Here is a 19,537-nt window from a genome sequence, read left to right on the forward strand (position 1 = left end):
AGCGCGCGATCTCGGCCTGCAAGCGCGGTTCATTCGACACCGATCCCGGAATTACATCACGGCTGAAGTTCGATCGAGCGCTGGATCACAAATATAATAGTTGATGTACATGAGATTGTGACGCACGATTACATTTCAGGACAAAAGGAAAATTTTGGAAAAAATGCGCAATGCTATCGAAAACAACAATTGAGTCACTTTCTCCATCGTCTTTTTGGGTCCCTCGTTATTTTTGCCAATCCGCATGGATTGAGCACGCACCGTTCGCATTTTGGCTAACGGATGCCCTTCGACCAAAGAGATTCGTCGAATTAGGAAGTCACTACGGATATTCCTACTTTGCATTTTGCCAAGCGATAGAGTATCTCGGCATTGGGACGGCTGCATATGCTGTTGACACATGGCAGGGCGACGAGCATGCGGGATTTTATGATAACTCTGTCTATGAAGCTGTCCTTGCAACCAATCAGCGGTACGCGGGCTTCTCACGGCTGAACCGAGCCACTTTTTTTGAAGCAGCGAAATACTTCACCGACGAGTCGATAGATCTTATTCACATCGACGGCCGCCATTTCTACGACGATGTCAAGCAGGACTATGAGTCATGGCGGCCTAAGCTGACGAAAAATGCAATCGTCTTATTTCATGATACCAATGTCCGAGAGCGCGATTTTGGTGTCTGGAAGTTCTTCGAAGAATTGTCAGGTAAACATCCCGCCTTCCAGTTCAATCATGGTAATGGACTGGGAGTGCTGGCGTTGGGTGACATTCCGGAAAGATTGAAAGCGCTGTTTGCGGCCGACGGCTCCGAAGTCGATCAGATTCGCTCGGTATATTCGAGCCTCGGTGGCTTACTAACCCCTCGTCGGCAGCTGATGGCGAGGGCCGCGGCCATTGCGCAGATGCTCGAGGAAGGTGCAGACGTCAGCCCCAGTGCCGCACAAATGCTGGCTCGCATTTCGGATTGGGATCCTCAGATTCAGGAGATTCGATCTGCGATAGAACGCTACAAGATCAATGCGCTCGCGGACAACTCGGCACTGCACGCCGCGCAAGCGCGAGCTTTAGAGCTTGAAGCGGCAATCGCCGCCCTCAACGAGGAATTAGCAAAAATCAAAGCGAATGCTGAAGCAGAGGCTGCGGCTTTGCATCGTGCGGTCGAGCAGGCGAAATCCCACGAAAAGGCACAACCCGCGGAAAACTTGAGATCCTTGCTCGCTGAAATGGTAATTCACGAGCAACGCCGCGTTCAAGCACTGTCTGACCGGACCGCCCACCTCGCCAGAGAGGGAACAGAGAAAGATGCAGTCATTGTCTCGTTGCGCGACTCTATAAACCATCTTTCGCATCAGAACGATGAGCTAGTCGCCATACGCAATAGCACAACCTGGAAAATGACGCTGCCGGTGCGGCGTGCATTGCAAAGCGTGCCAGTATTGCGCACGCCCGCTCGTCGGATAATGAAAGCAATTCATTGGAGCATAACAGGCCAACTCTTCAAGCGGCTGGCAGCAAGACGGCAGACGCTGGCTCTACTCGACGACCGGCATCCGACAGTGGAGGCCGATATATCCGAATCTTCGGGGGAAGCGGTTAAGGCAAGCCCGCCACCTCCCGCCGAAGCCGCACGCCCCATCGAAATCGATTACAGCGTTTCGGTGCCATTCAGCTTTGCCAAGGTACCTGATCTTCATAGCGAAAGCGTCGCTGCGATTATTCATCTGCATTACGAGGAACTCGCTGGTGAATTCCGCTCGTACCTCAACAATGTTCCTGTCGGTCTCGATTTATATATTTCCACCACCGACAGCTTCCGTGCATCGGTGATTGAAAAAGCATTCTCGAACTGGACAAAGGGCAGCGTTGAGGTCCGGGTGGTCCCCAATCGAGGGCGAGATATTGCACCAAAACTGGTAACTTTCAGTGACATTTACGATCGTTATGCCTATGTACTCCATCTCCATGGCAAGCGATCAAAACATGCGAGCGTGCTATCGCCATGGCGGCACTTCTTGCTGGAAAGTCTCCTTGGAACTCCAGAGGTCGCGGCAAGTGTTCTGCACGCATTTGCAAAAAATCCCAAACTCGGCATCATCGCGGCTCAGCATTTTGAGCCAATGCGTCACTGGGTGAATTGGGGTGGTAATTTCCCGAACGCAGAGAATCTTGCGAGAAGAATGGGCTTTTCTCTAAAGGAGCGCGACCCGCTTGATTTTCCGTCGGGCTCAATGTTTTGGGCTCGATCCGCGGCGCTGAAGCCGCTACTTAATCTGAAATTAAAAACCAACGATTTCGACGCTGAGTCCAGTCAAACCGATGCGACCCTCGCGCATGCCATTGAGCGAATATTTTTTCATACATGCGAGCACGCGGGTTTTGATTGGATCAAGATCGCGCGCCCTTCCTTGCATGAGAACACGCCCTGCATTGTCGGAGTGCCGAACGAATTAGCGCTGGAGACATACTTCAATCACCGTGTGTTCCGTCTACTTGATCCACAAAGAGTCCGCCAGCGTACAGCCAGACCAAGTCCAGTCGAAAAAGCCCCGAGCTGCCTATTCGACTACGTACAAAATCGTGCTCTTGGGCTGCACATCGACGTTAAGACCGATGCACGCGTGGCAATCGGTCTCGTCACGTACAACAATACGGCCGAAGAACTAGCGTTGGCCGTTGGTGCCGCAGAACTTTCTTTGAAGACGGCTGGCTTAGGCACGCGGGGAAGCCTTTTCTTGCTGGATAACGGTGTAAGCACTGACGAATCGGTTCGCCCGACCGATCTCGTTACGCGATTAGCCAGTCGCGGCAACATCGGGTTCGGAGGCGGCCACAATCATTTAATGCGGACCGCATTTGAAAACGGCTTCGACATTTATATCGCCGTCAATCCGGATGGCGCACTTCATCCTGATGCGGTACGGGCGCTTGTCCAAATGGTGCAGGCGGCAGATGGAAAGGCACTGGTCGAGGCGCTCCAGTTTCCGTCGGAACATCCGAAGCCATACGACGAACACACTCTGGATACCCCGTGGGTTTCTGGAGCATGTCTCGCCATCTCGAAATCCGCGTTCGATGACCTCGGAGGATTCGACGAGGACTTCTTCATGTATTGCGAAGACGTAGATCTCTCTTGGCGCGCACGTGCAAATGGCTATGCCCTGAAGATGTGTCCGCGTGCACTGTTCCTACATGCTGTCACGAACCGGGAATTGAAACCAGCGACACTGAGAATGATTCTCGAATCTGGTGTCACATTGGCGCGCAAGTGGGGCTCGCCTGATTTTGAACGATGGCTGCATACCGAAATGACGGCGCAAGGATTCTCAGTACCTCACTCGTCTCCCGCAATCGTCCCCGATGAATGGCGAACCTACGCGGATTTCTCCAACCACTTTAGTTTCGCTCAGCCGCGCTGGTAAGCCATGATTGAAAACCAAATCGACTGCATCGTTCGATTTCATGATGCGAAGCGCATCTATGAGCTGAATCGCTGTATTTTCGCTCTGATAGGCCAAACGCACCGCCCCCTGAATATCATTCTCGCAGTTCAACGCTTTTCAGAAGCAGAAATAGCTACGACTTATGCGGCACTCGAGCCACTACTGCGCTTGCCGAATGCACCAACTCTGACACTCAGGAACTGGGATAATGCAATCCCAAGCGATGCGAGAACGGAACTTCTGAACATGGGATTGCAGGCGGCGACCGGACAATACGTCGCCTTCTTAGACTACGACGACGTCTTATACCCAGAGGCATATGCGGTGCTCGTTGACCGGCTAAATTCCAGTCGTTCTGCAATAGCGTTCGCCTCCGTACGCGTGGTAAATGCAGATGTACACCGGCAATTTATTCGCCTCACGAAGCAAGTCGACGCGCCATTCGCCGGTGATGACTTGAAGGATCTCTTCCAAGCCAATTTTTGCCCGATACACTCATATTTGATCGATCGATCGATCGTCCCCCCGCAAGTCCTCTCTTTCGATACTGTTCTCACCTGGGAAGAAGACTATGACCTGCTTTTGAAGATTTGCGCAGCGTATCCGTCCGACTTTCAAGCCGTGGGAAAGGTAATCGGTGACTATTACTTCAAGACAGATGGCAGCAACTCGGTTCCGACGACTGGAGTTTTGAGCAAAGAGCGTCTGCTCATGTACGAACGTGTTTCTGCTCTCATCGAGGTAAGGCGCAGAACGACTCTGGTCGCACCTGAAGTACAAGCACAGCTTGGCTTAAATTCCTGCACGCCCGCCATGACTATCCGCGGTGCGCTGGACGCGCTATTTATGGATCAGTCGATTTGATTTGATACCGTAAATAGCGAGGGGATCTCAGGGAGTTCAAACCTGAGCCAAATCTGATTTCCGTTCCGGTGTTGAACACATCTTCGTCGAAGCATCGAAGATGTGTCGCAGGTGCAGCAAACCCGCAACGAGTCGTAGCGGCGGTGCAGATCGCCCGCGCGCGGAGTAGACACGAGCGCCTAAGGTGTGGCGCTCGATCTCGGTTTGGTCAGTCAGGCCTGCCAAGTAGGGGCGGATGTTGTGCGCCGGGCAATCGACGCTTCGCTGAAGCGTATCTTCAATCCGTGCCCCTATTTCAGGAGTCGAAGAAACTCTTCCGAGAACCGGTCGATGGTGAATTTCTCTTCGTAAACCATGCGCGCCCGACCGCCGATTTCATGCATCGTGGCTCGATTCTCGAAAGCTGCCAGCAATTGTTCAGCCAACGAAACCGCACTCTCTGCCTCGAATAAGAGACAGGACTTGTCGTGCTCCAGCAGTTCCGCGATGCCGACATTTGGACTGACGATCGAAGGCTTGGAGAGCATCGCTCCTTCGACGGCCACAAGAGAAAATGCCTCGTCGCGCGAACAACAGACGACCGCATCCGCACCAGCGAGCAAGTCAAGCAATTCGCCATGGTTCAGCAGGCCCAGATATTCAATCTGCGGCGCCGCTTCCATCCGTTCGCGTACCTCCGACCAGAAGGGGATATTCTGTTCGGCGAGCTTGCCAGTCATCAAGAACCGGCAGGAAGCGCGCACGTCCTCCGGCAACAGAAGGATGGCATCGACGAACAGATCCTGCCCTTTTCGATGTTCGATCGTTCCCGCAAGTACAAAGGTGCACCGGTCAGCCGGAGATCTTATTTGAATTTCGCCGCTGCGATCCGGGATTCCGTTATATAGCACCTCGGCGTGGAAACCCGCGGGCAGGCAACTGCGGGCGTACTCGCTGACACAAAGCAGCCGTACGTGCGTACTGTCGATGCCGGGCTCTGCAGCCAATGCGGCTTTGAGCGCCTGTCCTTCGTGCAACCACCAGATCACATCGAGATTCTCGATGGCTTCGAGTTGGCGAACCACGTCGCTCACCGCCATCGTATTGGCAACGACCACATCGAAGTTTCTTGCGAAACGCTCAAACAGGAAATGCCCTTCGCAAAGCGACTGATCCACTATCACCACCGCGCCCGCCTGCTCCAATTCCTTTCGCATCGGGCCATCCGCAGGTGCCACCACGACAGGAAAGCCGCCACTGCGCAACACTGCAACCGCTGCGCACAGGAGCATGCGAGGTGCCCCGGTAAGAGAAAGCTCATGTGACACGAACAGTACGTCCGGCCCCGTGTAAGTGGCATTTGCATCAATGTGCGATGCAAAAATCTTGTAGTCGAAGCGGAAATCGCGATAGAGCACTTTTTTCATCGAGTCCGTGAAATTCGGATCTCTGGAAACGTAAGCCCCCCACCGCTTGAGCACGTAGATATCGGCTTTATATTTGACGGACTTTGCACCCCAGGAGTGATTTCCGATGTGATAAAGAACAGCGTGCGGCGTGTAGACGCACCGGTACCCTGCATCCAGCAGCTTGTAGCTCAGGTCCATGTCCGAATGGCCGTCGGGGGTATTGACCGGGTCGAAGCCGCCGATGCGCCAGAACACCTCCGCCTTGAGCGCGCAGCACGCACCCGACAGAATGGACACGTTGCGCACGTATTTGTGCATGGAGAGGAACGAATCGTTCGCCTCCCTGGGGACATTGTTGTACGCGGTACCACAAAGGCCTGGCGTCCCCGAAATCATGCCCGCGTATTGAATCGTCTCGTCCTCGTGCAGCAACTTGGGCGAGACACCCCCGACATCCGATATGGAAAGGTACTCAATCAGTTTCTGGATCCAGTCGGATTGGGCGGGAAATACATCGTCGTTGTAGAACACGACTATCTCGCCGCTGGCCGCACGGGCCCCTTCATTGCACTTGTCGGAGAAGTTGTACTTCTTGTCATAGGGCAGGAAGACGATGTGCGGCGAGCTACGGAACTCGCCCTTCAACTGTTCGGCCAGGGGGCCGTTGCAAACGACAACCACTTCGTAGTTCGAATAGTTGGTCTTCTCCAAAATCGCATCCAATGCGAGCTTGAGGTTCTTGAAGGAATCCGAAGGAATGACGACCGAAACCTTGGTGGTCGCTGGCACGTCGACATGTACATAGTTGACGTGAGGCAGAGCCATCGCCTTCCCTTGGATCCCACGCCGGACCAATGCGTCGTCAAGTGCTGCAATATTGGACTCACGCGCAAAGTCCTTGCCACCGCTTGCCGCTGAGCCCGGAATGGAACGCCAGAGATAGAGCACCCGCTCGACGTGCACGATCTTTTTCGCTACCTCGGCCATCCGCAAGGCGAGGTCATAATCTTGCGAGAAGTCATACTGGCTGCGGAAGCCTCCCAGTCCATCGACCGCATCCTTCCTGTAGACCGTGAGATGTCCGGTCAACATGGAGTTAAACAGTATCTCGGGCGACCAATCCGGCTTGAATATGAAATGGGAAAGTCGACGCTCCGGCGTATCGTCGATCTTGCATTCATCGGTATAGATGAAGTCGACATCCGGATTTCTGTTGATGGCATCCACGATCCAGAACAGCGCATCTCCCGGCAACTCATCATCGTGATCCAATAATGCAATGAAGCCGCCCTGTGCCATCTCTAGGCCGGCGTTGGACGCTGCCGCGATACCGCCGTTCTTCTCAAGCACACGGTAGCGCACGCGAGGATCGTTCCTTGAATACTTTTCAAGAATCTCTCGTTGGTCCGCAGTCGGCGAACAATCGTCCACAGCGCACAATTCCCAGTTGTCATAGAACTGCTCCTGCAGCGACTCGATGGCGCGGACCAGCCATTGCACCGGCGTCCTATAGACTGGCATGATTACCGAGATCAGAGGCCTATGCTCGAATTCCTTGATGGACTCAAGAATCTCTTGGCGGGTAAGCTCCATCTGTTGGTCAGCATAGATCTGGCGCGCGACATCCTCGAATAGATCGCCAGCCGAATTGAGGGCTCCAGTCATCGGCGAGGCTTTCACCAACTCCTCGGTTTCGACAGCGCGAATGGAGTTGCGCACTCCCCCCAAGCCGGACTGACTCAGCACTTGAATGCCGCGGCGAGTCAGGTTCGAAAGCCCTCCCGCGCGTTGAGAGAGCACTGGCAACAGCTTGGCTGCACGAGCGATCCGTCCTTTCTGAAGGCCGAACCACCGCAGAGGTTTAGTGACACGCCAACTCGTGGAGCCCAATATTTCATCGACCTGCCTCTGTCGATGGCTCAATACGTCCTCGAGCGCAGTCGCGTGCGCGCGAAGGGCCTGAACCTCCTCGCTAAGCTGCCGCGTCTCCTCTGCTTTCTTGCTCAACTGCACCCTCAATTGGTCAGCATGATTCTGCGCAATGTTCGATCGAATATCCGCATAGAGTGCGGTCTTGCGAGCGACGCGCAGTTCCTCGGTGCGCGCCTCCAGATTCGCCTCTAGGTCTCGCGTCGAAACGCGAAGCGCTGCCAGTTCCACCTCCGGCAGGGGGTTGATTTTCGACCAGGGGTTCCCCGATTGATCGGGTTGCCGAGAAACAGAGCCATGCAATGCCAGCGGGTCTGCATCAACAATTGCTTCCTGCCCTGCAATTACTCGCGTACCGAGGCGGTTGTCGGCAGGAATTTTTTTTCGGATCACGCAGACCGAGTTCAGAAACTCGACTGCATGGATATGCGCAAGCAGTTCCTCGTCAAATGCCACACCATACGTTCTGGCGAAGGACTTGAGCAGCGTGGTTCGCGCACCGGGAATGCCCCAGTGCTCATGATTGATGACGTCGGCAAGGCGTTTGAAGAATGCCATCGAGGATGCCGGGTCGAACAGGCCACCTTCGAATTCGGCCCAATAGGAGCAATGCAGGTCCTCAACAACGAACAGGCCGTCATCCTCAAGGCGCGGAAAATAGCGTGCGAATGAACGGATGATGTCGCCGGACCGGTGCGAACCGTCATCGATGATGAGATCGAACCTCGGCGAGTGCGCTGCGACGACCTCCTCCACCTCGTCGGTGTTGACGTCTCCGACGACCACACTGATGCGCGGATCGCGATACATCAGTTGCCGGCATGCCTCATTGATGTCACACCCTACGATCCGCGCAGCCCGAGAAAAGAATTCAGACCAGATTTCCAGAGACCCGCCATTCTGAACTCCGATTTCCAAGACCCGCAAAGATGGGCAATCCAGCCCGGAAAACAGCCGCTCATAGATCGAAATATAGATCGACCATTTGTCCGAGAGCTTGCCCCGATGCATGGAATAGAGTGTTGCAAGTGTGCTACGTGCCATATGGTAATTTTGTTGATGCGCCGCTCAGCCGAAGCGTCGCCCGCAAAAAAGCGTATGGTTGAATCGGATGCTGCAGAAGCGAATCCCCCTCTGATTGCTTGCAAAAATCAGTTGGATAAAGCCAGCAACGGTTTTCCGAGGCCTCTCGCCGACCATGAAACGCAAGTTCGAAGCCAAAAGAGTTCGGCGCCGCCAACAAGTGGGCGAGCCAGCCTATCCCTGGCTGTGATCTGACTTGCTCTGCATCAAGGGGTGAGCATTTAACGATCGACCGTGTTGAAGGGCCGATTGACACCGCCTACACGCGAATACGGAGATCTTCTGAATCAGTAGCTTGATCTACGCAGAGACTTGCCCGGCGGTCAATCAAATACTTCTGCACTGGCAAAGACGGCGCCCGCCTCGTCCTTGGCCGACAACTTCGGCGCCATCCCGATGCTTGGCCATTGGATGTTCAAGACGGCGTCATTCCAGACAATGCTGCGCTCATACTCAGGCGCGTAGTAATCGGTGGTCTTGTACAAAAACTCGGCCGTCTCGCTCAGCACCAAAAAGCCGTGCGCAAAGCCTGGGGGAACCCACAATTGCCTGTGGTTGTCCTCGCTGAGCTCCACCCCCACCCACTTGCCAAACGTCGGCGACGACTTGCGGATGTCCACCGCCACGTCGAACACCGCACCGCGCACCACGCGCACCAGCTTGCCCTGCGGCTGCTGGATCTGGTAGTGCAGCCCCCGCAGCACCCCCTTGGCCGAGCGCGAATGGTTGTCCTGCATGAACTCGACGTGCCGTCCCACGGCCTCATCGAACGCCTTGCCGTTGAAGCTCTCGTAGAAGAAGCCGCGCGCATCGCCGAACACCTTCGGCTCGATGATCAGCACTTCGGGAATCGCAGTGGGCGTGGCCTTCACGAGCGCACCTCCTCGGCCAGCAGGTGGTTCAGGTACTTGCCGTAGCCGTTCTTCTGCAGCGGCGCGGCAAGCCTGGCCAGTTGCTCGCTGTCGATGTAGCCGTTGCGCCACGCGATCTCTTCCGGACACGCAATCTTGAGGCCTTGCCGATGCTCCAGGGTCTGGATGAACTGCGCGGCCTCCAGCAGGCTCTCGTGCGTGCCGGTGTCCAGCCAGGCATAGCCGCGCTGCATGATCTGCACGTTGAGCTGGTCCCGGTCCAGGTAGGCCTGGTTGACGGCCGTAATCTCCAGCTCGCCGCGCGCGCTGGGCTTCACGGCCTTGGCAATGTCGACCACCTGGTTGTCGTAGAAGTACAGGCCAGTCACCGCATAGCTGCTCTTGGGCTTCAACGGCTTTTCCTCGATGCTGCTGGCCTTGCCCTGCGCATCGAAGGCCACCACGCCATAGCGCTCGGGGTCGTGCACATGGTAGGCGAACACGGTGGCGCCGGAGGGCTTCGCATCGGCGTCGGCCAGCAGGTGCGCGAAGTCGTGGCCGTAGAAGATGTTGTCGCCCAGCACCAGTGCGCTCGGCGCATTGCCCAGGAACTCGTCGCCGATGATGAAGGCCTGCGCCAAACCATCGGGACTGGGCTGCACCGCGTACTGCAGGTTAATGCCCCACTGGCTGCCATCGCCCAGCAGTTGCTGGAAGCGCGGTGTGTCCTGCGGCGTGCTGATGATCAGGATGTCGCGCATGCCGCCGAGCATCAGCGTGCTGAGCGGGTAATAGATCATCGGCTTGTCGTACACCGGCAGGAGTTGCTTGCTGAGCGCGAGCGTGGCGGGATGCAGGCGTGTGCCGGAGCCGCCGGCGAGGATGATGCCTTTGCGTTGGGTGGTCTTCGTGGTGGTCATTGTGTTGTGTTCTCCGCTTCTTGCGTGCTTCGCTCGCGCTGCTGTCAAAGGGTCTCGCGCAGCATGCGGGCCACGCCCTGCTGCCAGTGCGGCAGCACCAGGCCAAAGGTGGACTGCAACTTGTGCGTGTCCAGGCGCGAGTTGGCCGGACGTGTTGCGGGTGTGGGGAAGGCGCTGGTGGGAACGGCATCGACCTCTGCGGGCCCGGCCTTGAGTTCGACGCCCGCCGCCTTGGCCTGTTCGAGCACGAAGCGCGCATAGCCGCACCAAGTGGTCTCGCCACCGGCGACGGCGTGGTATAGGCCGGCCTTCGCCGGGTCCTGCAAGGTGGCGCGGATGGCGTGCGCCGTGACGTCGGCCAGCAACTCGGCGCCGGTGGGCGCGCCGAACTGATCGTCGATGACGGTCAGGCGATCGCGCTCCTTGGCGATGCGCAGCATGGTCTTGGCAAAGTTGCCGCCGCGCGCGGCATAGACCCAGCTGGTGCGAAAGATCAGGTGCTTCGCGCAGTGCTGGGCCACCAGTTGCTCGCCTTCAAGCTTGGTGCGGCCATACACGCTGAGCGGACCGGTGGCGTCGTCTTCCTGCCAGGGCGTGCTTCCGCTGCCGTCGAAGACGTAGTCGGTGGAGTAGTGCACCATGAGCGCGCCGATCTGCTGCGCGGCCTCGGCCACCACGCCGGGCGAGGTGGCGTTGAGCTTGCGCGCGAACTCGGGCTCGCTCTCGGCCTTGTCGACGGCGGTGTGCGCCGCGGCATTGACGATGACGTCGGGGCGCACTTTCAGCACGGTTTCGGCCAGTTGCTCGGGGCGGCTGAAGTCGGCGTTGAAGTCGGTGCTGTCGAAATCGAGCGCGACCAGTTCACCCAGCGGTGCGAGGCTGCGTTGCAGCTCCCAGCCGACCTGGCCGCCCTTGCCCAGCAGCAGCAGCTTCATGCCGCAGCCTTGGCCGCGGGTGCGGCGTCGTATTGCTTCTCGACCCATTCGCGGTAGGCGCCGCTTTGCACGTTGCGCACCCATTCGCCGTTGGCAAGGTACCACTCGACGGTCTTGCGGATGCCGCTGTCGAAGGTTTCGGCGGGCTTCCAGCCGAGCTCGCGTTCGAGCTTGCGCGCGTCGATGGCGTAGCGCCGGTCGTGGCCGGGGCGATCGGTGACGTAGCTGATCTGCGCCTTGTAGGGCTTGCCGTCGGCGCGCGGGCGCAGTTCGTCGAGCAGGGCGCAGACGGTGTTGACGATCTCGATGTTGGGCTTCTCGTTCCAGCCGCCGACGTTGTAGGTCTCGCCGAGCTTGCCGGCTTCGAGCACGCGCCGGATGGCGCTGCAGTGGTCCTTCACGTAGAGCCAGTCGCGCACCTGCATGCCGTCGCCGTACACGGGCAGGGGCTTGCCGGCCAGCGCGTTGACGATCATCAGCGGGATGAGCTTCTCGGGGAAGTGGAAGGGCCCGTAGTTGTTGGAGCAGTTGGTGGTGACGACCGGCAGGCCGTAGGTGTGGTGCCAGGCGCGCACGAGGTGGTCGCTGGCGGCCTTGCTGGCCGAGTAGGGGCTGTTGGGCTCGTACTTGTTGTCTTCGGTGAAGGCGGGGTCGGTCTTGGAGAGCGAGCCGTAGACCTCGTCGGTGGACACGTGCAGGAAGCGGAAGGCGGCCTTCTGTTCGGCCGGCAGCGCGCTCCAGTAGCCGCGCACGGACTCGAGCAGGCGGAAGGTGCCGAGCACGTTGGTCTGCACGAAGTCTTCGGGGCCGTGGATGGAGCGGTCGACGTGTGATTCCGCGGCAAAGTTCACAATGGCCCGCGGTTTGTGCTCGGCCAGCAGGCGATCGACCAGGGCGCTGTCGCCGATGTCGCCCTGCGCGAAGATGTGCCGCGGGTCGCCCTTGAGGGACGCGAGCGTCTCGAGATTGCCGGCGTAGGTCAGTTTGTCGAGATTCACGACAGGCTCGTCGCTCTGCGCCAGCCAGTCGAGTACGAAGTTGGCGCCGATGAAGCCCGCGCCGCCGGTTACCAGGATCATGAGTCTCCCCGAAGTTTCGAATCGATGACAATTATCCCATTGCTCTGAATTGTCAAAATTCATGGTTGGCGGCTTTGCGGCCTCCGCCTACAATCGTTTACTGCAGGAGAGCGAGTAGTACTTACGACTACTCCACCGAAGGCGCAAACTCCCATAAACGCTCAGGTCGGCCGAACGTAACCTTGAAGTTCTTTCAAAGAGTTGCGTGGCATGTACTGCATCAATTGACAGGCCGTCTGGAGAGCCATCGCCCCGCGCGATGCACCGAAGGAGCAAACCCGTTGCAAGGTGCAACAGGTGAATCTCTCAGGTACCAAGGACAGGGGGAGCGGCGACTTGGACGGCGTTCGTCCGGTTGCTCGCTATTGAATCAGTAGCACACCAAGTCCGCCGTTCAAGTGCCCATCTTCAAAAGGTACTTGAAATGCGCGTGATCGTTCTTGGCGCCGGCCTGCTCGGCGTGACTTCGGCTTACTTCCTCCAGCAACTCGGCCACGAGGTGACCGTGATCGACCGGCAGGCCACGCCGGCCGCCGAAACCAGCTTTGCCAACGGCGGGCAGATTTCGGTCAGCCATGCCGAGCCCTGGGCCAACCCGAGCGCTCCGCTCAAGGTGCTGCAATGGCTGGGCAAGGAAGACGCGCCGCTGCTCTTTCGCATCCGCGCCGACATGCGCCAGTGGCTCTGGGGCCTGCAGTTCCTGCGCGAATGCACGCCGGCGCGCACCCGGCACAACATCGAGCAGATCGTGCGACTGGGCACCTACAGCCGCGACGTGCTGCAGCAGCTGCGCCGCGACACCGGCCTGGATTACGACCAGCGCACGCAGGGCATCCTGCACTTCTATACGACGCAAAAGGAGTTCGACGGCGCCCTGGAGCCGGCCGAACAGATGCGCGCGCTCGGCTGCGAGCGGCGGGTGATCTCGGCCGATGAGGCTGTGAAGATCGAGCCCGCCCTCGCCCACATCCGCCCGAAGCTGGCCGGCGCCACTTACACGGCGGAGGACGAGTCCGGCGACGCGAACCTTTTTGCGCGCGAGCTGGCGAAGCGCGCGGCCGCAGCGGGCGTGAAGTTCCTCATGAGCCACACGGTCACGGCGCTGCGCGAGGCCGGCGGCAGCATCGACCATGTCGAAGCCACCGATAGCGAAGGCCGCTTCCAGCGCATCCGCGGCGACGCCTTCGTGCTCGCGATGGGTTCGCTGAGCCCGATCGTTGCCGCGCCGCTGGGCATCCGGCTGCCGATCTATCCGGCCAAGGGCTATTCGGTGACGCTGCCGGTGAAGGACGCCTCCAGGGCGCACCAGGTTTCGCTGACCGATGACGAGTTCAAGCTCGTGTTCTCGCGCTACACCTCGGCCTCGGGCGACCGCCTGCGCATTGCCGGAACGGCCGAGCTCAACGGCTACGACCGCGACCTGAACCGCGTGCGCTGCGAGGCGATCGTGCGGCGCGTCGAAGAACTTTTTCCGGGCGCCGGCGACACCACGCAGGCCCAGTTCTGGACCGGCCTGCGCCCCGCGACACCGAGCAACGTGCCGCTGATCGGCAAGACGAAACTGCCGAACCTGTACCTGAACACCGGCCATGGCACGCTCGGCTGGACGCACGCCTGCGGTTCGGGCAAGTCGATCGCGCGCATCGTGAGCGGGCTCGCGCCCGAGGTGGACTTTGCGTTCACCGGCCTGCCTGCGCCGGCAGCGCGCGTGCTGCAACCGGCCTGAACACAGGCAGGGCTGGGTTCAGTCCTTGCTGGTGAACACCGTCAGCACGCCGGTGTAGCCGTAAAGATGGTGGCGGGCGATTTCGCCCGCGGCGAAGAAGCCGACCAGCGGCACGTCGCCCAGCGCGTGCCGCACGATCTGCAGCTCGGCGCCCGGCGCGCCGAAATGCGGCCCGCCGCGCCCCGAGCAGCTCACGTACACGGCGCCCGCGATGCGGCGCGCCGGATGCGGCGCGGCTTCGGCCTCCCCGGCCGCGACGGCGCGCGCGGTGGCCAGCGTCTGCTCCTCGGGCTCGAGTTCCTCGCGGATTTCCGCGCAGATGCGCATCAGGTCGGCGCGCGCGGCCTGCGCATTGCGGCGGCAGAAGGTCAGGCGCATGCCGGCCTCCGCCACGTCGGCAATCGCGATGCCGCGGCGCGTGGGATCCAGTCCGATGATGTGGCGCACCAGCACGTCGGCCCCCAGGTCACCGGTGCGGCGGATGCCGTCACTGCCGGCGTCGGCGAGGCCCACCAGGGTGGCGCGCACGGCGTCGATGGCTTCCTGCGGCCGCTCGAGCGACACCTGCAGGTCGGCCAGCAGCACGTCGAGCGCGGGCTCGCCGTCGAGCTTGAGCAGCAGGTTGCCGTCGGCTTCGGTGATCTCGCGCTCGCGCCCCGCGCCCGAGCGCAGCGGCTGGCAGCCCTGGGTGACGCGCGACACCAGCCGCACGCCTTCGCCGAACACCACGCCCGACAGGCCGCCCGAAAACACGCCGCCCGCGGCGCCGTGCCCGCGGATGTTGCCGTTGCCGCCGACCGCGAACTGCAGCGCGCCCGCACGGCCCGACGAGAGCCCGCCGAACAGATAGCCGGTGTTGGTGCGGCCCGCCATCTCGCCGATGAGTTCGGTCAGGTCGGGGGTGGCGGGGTCCGCGTGCACGAGCGCCGTATGGGCCTCGAAGCCGCTCATTTCCGAATTGCCCAGCGGCGCCACGCCGGAGAACACGCGGTACTGGTCGCTCGGCAATGCGCAGAGCATCAGGCTCAGGCCGGGCTCGTCGAAATATTCGGCGTTGTTGGCCGAGACGCCGATGCCGACCGTGCCGGACCAGTCGGTGACCTCGGGCAGTTCGGCGCTCAGGTGGTCGAGGATGTCCTGCGCATCCGACGCGTAGTGGTCGGTGATGTAGAGCAGCCCGAGCGTGGGCGACGCCGCGTAGTCGGGCAGCGCCATCTGCGCGCGCAACTGGGCCAGCACGAGGCCGGCTGCCATGCGCCATTGCGGGTGGGTGGCATGGCCGGAAGGAAACAGCTTCATGATGCGTGCCAACCCGTTCTCTTCAAGAAATGTGTGTGTATGACGTCAGCGCCGGCCGGCCGTTCGCTTGCGCGCGGCGGCCGATGCCTTCTTTGCGGCGGCGGGCGCTGCCGCCTTCCTGGCCGCGGGCTTCGAGGCCGTGGGAGCCGCCGCCGGCTTGCCCATGGCCTTGCCCACCGCATCGGCCATCGGCTGGGCCATGGCCGGCACCTTGAGCTGGGCCGCATCCTGCAGCGCCGAACTCGCGATCTGCTGGAACTGCTCAGTCAGCGAGCCCCACCATTGCATCGGATCGATCACGCCGGCGCCGCCATTGCCGCCACCACCGCCTGAAGCCGGCTTGCTGCGCGCTTTCTTCGCAGGCGCCGGGGCTTCTTCGGGCTCGGCTTCCGGTTCGGCCGGCGCCGCAGCCGCCGGTGCGGGTGCCGGCGCAGCAGCGGCAGGCGCCACGGCGGCCGCCTGCTTGGTGAACGCGCTGGCGATATCTTCCATCCGCACGTTCATGCCGCGCAAGGTCGAAAGTGTCATCTTTTGCACTTCGAGCGCCTGGATGGTGGCCTTGAGCGCGTGGCCGTTCTGCTCGAGCCAGTACTGCACCGTCTTGAGTTCCTGGATGCGCTTGTCGACCTCTTCCACGCTCAGCGTGGGGGCCACCCAGCTCGCGAGGCTCGGCAACCCGGGCACCGCGCCGCCCGCCGAACCGCCGGCGCCACCGCCGGCAAGGTTCTTCAGAAAATCGAATCCGGGGACGAATTGGCTGAAGTCGAAGGGTTGGCTGGCATTGCTCATGCGGAGGTCTCCGGGTTGGGTTTTCTTGTGATGCCAGCTTACTCCAAGGCACCGCCGTTTTGGGCCTGCCAGCCCCGCCCGTTCGAGCCGTCAGAGTTCCGCGCGCACCTTGCTGAACACCTTCCAGAACGCCGCGTCCTGCGAGGTCGCGAAATTGATCCGCATCATCGTGCTCGGCGGCCGCCGCGCATGGAACAGCGAGCCCGGCGCGAGCAGGTAGCCCTGGTCGAGCATGCGCTGGGTGAGCGCGTCGGTGTCCACGCCGGTGTCGACCCAGCCGAACAGGCCCGCCGGCTCCGACGCGAAGCTGCAACCGTGCGCCATCGCGAGCTTCACCGCGCGGCCGCGCGCGCCGTCGAGCCGGATGCGGATGCGCTCGGCATGCCGCCGCAGCTGCCCCTGGTCGATGCACCACGAAAGCGCCCGCTCGAACAGCGTGGGCGTGGTGAGCGTGGCCAGCAGCTTGGTCTCGAGCAGCCGCTCCTTCAGTTCTGGCGAGGCGGCCAGGAAGCCGATGCGCCAATTGGGCGCCAGGATCTTGGCGAAGCCGCTGACGTAGATGGTGCGCTGCAGCCCGTCGAGGGCGCTGAGCCGCGTGGCGTGCTCGGGCGCGAGATGGCTGTAGGTGTCGTCCTCGACGATGTGGAAGTCGTGCTCGTTGGCGAGCTTGAGCACGCGGTGCGCGCTGCCGGGCGTGAGGCTGTAGCCGGTCGGGTTGTGCAGCACGCTCACGCTGACGAAGAGCTTGGGGTTGTGCAGCTGGCAGTACTGCGCCATTACCTCCAGGTCGGGCCCGTCGGCGCGGCGCGGCACCGGCAGGATGCGCATGCCCAGCGCCTCGAGCCGCGCGAACTCCAGCGCCCAGCCGGGCTCCTCGACCATCACCGGATCGCCGGCGCGCAGCAGCGTGCGGCTCACGATGTCGAGCGCATGCGTGGCGCCCACCGTGGTCACGATCTGGTCGGGCGCGGCGGGCACGTTGATGCCCACGAGCTTGTTCGAGAGGCTGCGGCGCAGCGCGGCGTCGCCCGAGGGTTCGCCGTACTGGAGCGACAGCTCCTGCAGCGCCGCTGTACTGGTCATGCGGCGCACGGCCGTCGGCATGAAGGTGGAGGACATCCATTCGGGCGGGAACACGCCCATGCCCGGCTGCGGCTTGTCGCTGGGCCGGTGGAACATGCTGCGGATGAGCGAGCTTGCATCGGCCGGCACGCGCGAGGCCATCATCTGGGCGACCATGGGCGCCGCATTGGGCGGGCGGCCCTCCTGCGCCGGCGCCGAATCGCGCACGTAGAAGCCGCGCTGGCGGCGCGCCTCGACCAGGCCCTGCGCCAGCAGTTGGTCGTAGGCGGCCACCACCGTGTAGGGGCTCACGCCCTGCTGGCGCGCGCATTCGCGCACCGAGGGCAGGCGCGCGCCGGGCGGCAGCAGCCGGGTGCGGATGCGTTCGGCCAGCCGGTCGGCCAATTGCCCCGTGAGCGACTGGGTGGAGGTTCGTGTCAGCATCTGGGCCCGGCTTCTGTGTCGAAAGAAAGACCAATACAGTTTTGGTATATGTTCGACCAACTGTATCGGAACTGTAATGGTGTGAAAGTTTAGAGTGTATGCAATGAACTGGCAAGAATTCACCGCGCTGCTGGTGTTGGCCACGGCGATGAGTTTCTCGCCCGGTCCCAACACCACGCTTTCCACCGCCCTGGCGGCCAATGGCGGCCTGCCGCGCGCGATGCGCTTCGTGGTGGCCGTGCCGGTCGGCTGGACGCTGCTGCTGGTGCTGTGCGCCGCCGGCATCGGCGCGCTGGTGGTGGCGGTGCCTTCGCTGCGCCTGGCCATCAAGGCGCTGGGCGTGGGCTACCTGCTGTGGCTGGCCTACAAGCTGAGCGGCAGCGGCACGCTCGGCCGCGCGGACGGCGCCGGCCTGAACGTCGGCTTCGGCCAGGGCGTGATGCTGCAGTTCGTCAACATCAAGGCCTGGTTGCTCGCGCTCACGCTGGTGGCCGGCTGGATCGCGGGGCAGCCCGATGCGATCGGGCGCTTTGCGATCGTCGCGCCGGTGATGCTGGTCTACGCCTTCATCAGCAACTTCACCTATGCGCTGGCCGGCGCGCTGCTGCGCGAATGGCTCTCCAAGGGCAAGCGCCTGCTGTGGTTCAACCGTGCGATGGGGCTCGTGCTGGTGCTCACGGCCTGGTGGATGCTGAGCGTATGAGCGCCGCGCCGGGCCGCCCCAAGCAAGCTCGCACCGCAGTGCGAAGCACGGAGGTCATCCAATGAGCAGCCGCCTCCCCCTCAAGGACGAGACGCTGGGCATGTGGCTCGGCGTGATCGGGGTGGCGCTGTTCGCTGTCACCTTACCGATGACGCGGCTGGCCACCGGCACGCAGGACGCGCCGCAGTTGTCGCCCTGGTTCGTCACGCTCGGTCGCGCCGCATTGGCGGGCATTCTCTCGATGGTCTTCCTGCTCGCCACGCGCTCGCCGCGGCCCGCGCCGCACCAGTGGAAGCCCCTTGGCATGGCGGTGCTCGGCAACGTGATCGGCTATCCGCTGCTGCTGGGCTACGCCTTGCGCGTCGTCACGGCCAGCCACGCGGCAGTGGTGACGGCGCTGCTGCCGCTCGTGACCGCGGCGGTCGCGGCCTGGGTGCTGCACCAGCGCGCGCGGCTCGGCTTCTGGCTCTGCGCCATCGCGGGCAGCCTGCTGGTGGTGGTGTTCTCGGTGCTGCGCGCGAGCCAGGGCGGCCATGGCTTCGGCTTCGAATGGGCCGACCTGCTGCTGGTCGGCGCAGTGGTCGCGGCGTCGTTCGGCTACATCTACGGCGCGCAGGTCACGCCGTCGCTCGGCGCGGAGCGCGTGATCTGCTGGGTCTGCGTGATGGCGCTGCCCGTGACGCTGCCCGCCACGCTGGCCATGTGGCCCACGGAGCCCATCGCCACGTCGGCCTGGCTGGGCTTCGTCTACGTGGGCGTGTTCTCGATGTGGATCGGCTTCTTCGCCTGGTACCGCGGCCTGGCCCTGGGCGGCGCGCTGCGCGTGAGCCAGACCCAGCTGCTGCAGCCTTTTCTCTCTATCCTTGCATCCATTCCGCTGCTGGGCGAACCGCTCGACGTGGTCACGCTGGGCTTTGCCATGGCCGTGGTCTGCACGGTGGTGCTCGGCAAGCGCCTTTCGCAGCCGCAGCCCGTTCTTGCCGTTTCACCGCGTGCAGCGCATGCCGAACAATCCTGATCTCACC

The 19,537-nt window shown here is 61.5% G+C and carries 13 protein-coding genes and 2 riboswitches; of the genes, 5 read left to right on the forward strand and 8 right to left on the reverse strand.

Annotated elements, in window-relative coordinates:
* Positions 1-170: 170 nt before the first annotated feature.
* On the forward strand, positions 171-3,419 hold the full coding sequence (locus IB278_RS21435) for a rhamnan synthesis F family protein (protein ID WP_318646693.1): 3,249 nt from the start codon (positions 171-173) through the stop codon (positions 3,417-3,419).
* Positions 3,420-3,422: 3 nt separating this feature from the next.
* Complete coding sequence (locus IB278_RS21445; RefSeq protein WP_192325315.1) at positions 3,423-4,304, forward strand: glycosyltransferase; 882 nt, start codon at positions 3,423-3,425, stop codon at positions 4,302-4,304.
* Between the two features lie 290 nt (positions 4,305-4,594).
* Here IB278_RS21445 and IB278_RS21450 read toward each other — a convergent pair whose 3' ends face one another.
* The 5 genes from IB278_RS21450 to rfbB all read right to left on the reverse strand — a co-directional run bounded on the left by IB278_RS21450 (position 4,595) and on the right by rfbB (position 12,489).
* The gene (locus IB278_RS21450; protein WP_192325317.1) at positions 4,595-8,665 is read right to left on the reverse strand and encodes a glycosyltransferase; all 4,071 of its coding nucleotides are present in this window, start codon (positions 8,663-8,665) and stop codon (positions 4,595-4,597) included.
* Positions 8,666-9,027: 362 nt separating this feature from the next.
* Positions 9,028-9,576: a dTDP-4-dehydrorhamnose 3,5-epimerase gene (gene rfbC, locus IB278_RS21455; RefSeq protein ID WP_192325319.1), complete on the reverse strand. Its 549-nt coding sequence runs from the start codon at positions 9,574-9,576 to the stop codon at positions 9,028-9,030.
* Positions 9,573-10,475 (reverse strand): glucose-1-phosphate thymidylyltransferase RfbA, encoded by a 903-nt coding sequence (gene rfbA / locus IB278_RS21460; protein WP_192325321.1) that lies wholly within the window; start codon positions 10,473-10,475, stop codon positions 9,573-9,575. The genes rfbC and rfbA overlap by 4 nt, the downstream gene beginning before the upstream one ends.
* A gap of 44 nt (positions 10,476-10,519) precedes the next feature.
* Positions 10,520-11,410, reverse strand: coding sequence for a dTDP-4-dehydrorhamnose reductase (gene rfbD / locus IB278_RS21465; protein WP_192325323.1), 891 nt, complete (start codon positions 11,408-11,410; stop codon positions 10,520-10,522).
* Positions 11,407-12,489: a dTDP-glucose 4,6-dehydratase gene (gene rfbB, locus IB278_RS21470; protein WP_192325325.1), complete on the reverse strand. Its 1,083-nt coding sequence runs from the start codon at positions 12,487-12,489 to the stop codon at positions 11,407-11,409. The genes rfbD and rfbB overlap by 4 nt, the downstream gene beginning before the upstream one ends.
* 93 nt (positions 12,490-12,582) lie before the next feature.
* Positions 12,583-12,669: riboswitch (glycine riboswitch) on the forward strand.
* 46 nt (positions 12,670-12,715) lie between these two features.
* Positions 12,716-12,822, forward strand: a riboswitch (glycine riboswitch).
* Positions 12,823-12,913: 91 nt separating this feature from the next.
* Between rfbB and IB278_RS21475 the strand changes: the two genes are divergently transcribed.
* The gene (locus IB278_RS21475) at positions 12,914-14,215 is read left to right on the forward strand and encodes a D-amino acid dehydrogenase (protein ID WP_192325327.1); all 1,302 of its coding nucleotides are present in this window, start codon (positions 12,914-12,916) and stop codon (positions 14,213-14,215) included.
* Positions 14,216-14,233: 18 nt separating this feature from the next.
* On the opposite strand, the gene IB278_RS21480 is transcribed toward IB278_RS21475, so the two are convergent.
* The 3 genes from IB278_RS21480 to IB278_RS21490 form a co-directional block, all read right to left on the reverse strand.
* Entirely contained in the window at positions 14,234-15,514 is a 1,281-nt protein-coding gene (locus IB278_RS21480) for an FIST N-terminal domain-containing protein (protein ID WP_145742245.1), read from the reverse strand.
* 45 nt (positions 15,515-15,559) lie between these two features.
* The gene (locus IB278_RS21485; RefSeq protein WP_192325329.1) at positions 15,560-16,303 is read right to left on the reverse strand and encodes a PhaM family polyhydroxyalkanoate granule multifunctional regulatory protein; all 744 of its coding nucleotides are present in this window, start codon (positions 16,301-16,303) and stop codon (positions 15,560-15,562) included.
* 90 nt (positions 16,304-16,393) lie between these two features.
* Positions 16,394-17,809 (reverse strand): PLP-dependent aminotransferase family protein, encoded by a 1,416-nt coding sequence (locus IB278_RS21490; RefSeq protein WP_145742249.1) that lies wholly within the window; start codon positions 17,807-17,809, stop codon positions 16,394-16,396.
* Between the two features lie 103 nt (positions 17,810-17,912).
* On the opposite strand from IB278_RS21490, the gene IB278_RS21495 reads away from it, so the two are divergent.
* Positions 17,913-18,512, forward strand: a complete 600-nt coding sequence (locus tag IB278_RS21495) for a LysE family translocator (protein ID WP_145742251.1) — start codon at positions 17,913-17,915, stop codon at positions 18,510-18,512.
* A gap of 61 nt (positions 18,513-18,573) precedes the next feature.
* Positions 18,574-19,530 carry a DMT family transporter gene (locus IB278_RS21500; protein WP_192325331.1) on the forward strand — a complete coding sequence of 319 codons (957 nt, stop codon included), beginning with the start codon at positions 18,574-18,576 and terminating at the stop codon, positions 19,528-19,530.
* The last annotated feature ends 7 nt before the right edge of the window (positions 19,531-19,537 follow it).

The organism is Variovorax sp. VRV01, assembly GCF_014852545.1.
Lineage (GTDB): Bacteria > Pseudomonadota > Gammaproteobacteria > Burkholderiales > Burkholderiaceae_C > Variovorax > Variovorax beijingensis_A.

What these genes read in the sequence shown, in the direction of transcription:
- IB278_RS21445 (WP_192325315.1), top strand. Translation starts at nt 3,423, where the DNA reads ATGATTGAAAACCAAATCGACTGCATCGTTCGATTTCATGATGCGAAG.
- IB278_RS21480 (WP_145742245.1), bottom strand. Translation starts at nt 15,514, where the DNA reads ATGAAGCTGTTTCCTTCCGGCCATGCCACCCACCCGCAATGGCGCATG.
- rfbA (WP_192325321.1), bottom strand. Translation starts at nt 10,475, where the DNA reads ATGACCACCACGAAGACCACCCAACGCAAAGGCATCATCCTCGCCGGC.
- rfbD (WP_192325323.1), bottom strand. Translation starts at nt 11,410, where the DNA reads ATGAAGCTGCTGCTGCTGGGCAAGGGCGGCCAGGTCGGCTGGGAGCTG.
- IB278_RS21500 (WP_192325331.1), top strand. Translation starts at nt 18,574, where the DNA reads ATGAGCAGCCGCCTCCCCCTCAAGGACGAGACGCTGGGCATGTGGCTC.
- IB278_RS21450 (WP_192325317.1), bottom strand. Translation starts at nt 8,665, where the DNA reads ATGGCACGTAGCACACTTGCAACACTCTATTCCATGCATCGGGGCAAG.
- rfbB (WP_192325325.1), bottom strand. Translation starts at nt 12,489, where the DNA reads ATGATCCTGGTAACCGGCGGCGCGGGCTTCATCGGCGCCAACTTCGTA.
- IB278_RS21495 (WP_145742251.1), top strand. Translation starts at nt 17,913, where the DNA reads ATGAACTGGCAAGAATTCACCGCGCTGCTGGTGTTGGCCACGGCGATG.
- IB278_RS21490 (WP_145742249.1), bottom strand. Translation starts at nt 17,809, where the DNA reads ATGCTGACACGAACCTCCACCCAGTCGCTCACGGGGCAATTGGCCGAC.
- IB278_RS21435 (WP_318646693.1), top strand. Translation starts at nt 171, where the DNA reads ATGCTATCGAAAACAACAATTGAGTCACTTTCTCCATCGTCTTTTTGG.
- IB278_RS21485 (WP_192325329.1), bottom strand. Translation starts at nt 16,303, where the DNA reads ATGAGCAATGCCAGCCAACCCTTCGACTTCAGCCAATTCGTCCCCGGA.
- IB278_RS21475 (WP_192325327.1), top strand. Translation starts at nt 12,914, where the DNA reads ATGCGCGTGATCGTTCTTGGCGCCGGCCTGCTCGGCGTGACTTCGGCT.